This is a genomic window from Caballeronia sp. INML2 (genome assembly GCF_023631365.1).
GTDB lineage: Bacteria > Pseudomonadota > Gammaproteobacteria > Burkholderiales > Burkholderiaceae > Caballeronia > Caballeronia turbans.
The window spans coordinates 1-278 of sequence record NZ_JALQDH010000240.1 but is presented as its reverse complement, the minus strand read 5'-3'; the positions used below and the strand labels follow the sequence as shown (position 1 = coordinate 278).

At 64.7% G+C, this 278-nt stretch carries 1 protein-coding gene; it reads right to left on the bottom strand.

What is annotated here, in order from left to right:
• Positions 1–278: lipid A-modifier LpxR family protein (locus NCT32_RS37165; RefSeq protein WP_250491579.1), on the bottom strand; the 278-nt coding region annotated here is incomplete at both ends.

The following is a 278-nucleotide window of genomic DNA, read 5'->3' as shown; positions in this document are numbered from 1 at the left end:
GGTTTGCGCGAAGGTGAGCTGCCATTTTCCAGCGACGATGCCGGCGCCGTAGCTGAGGTCGGCGACGAAAGGCTCTTTATCGACGCTCGGGCTGTCTTCCCACGTGTTGCCATCGAGGAAGATGTCGCGAGCAACGGCGCGGCCGTCGGCGCTGGCGAAGACGAAGAAACTCCAGTCGCGATTGGGCGAGACGCGCGGATCGGCGTCGTCGAGCGGCGTCGGGACAGTGCCGCCGGGGCGAATGAGGCTGACGCCGAAGTCGCTCGGAAGATTGAAAC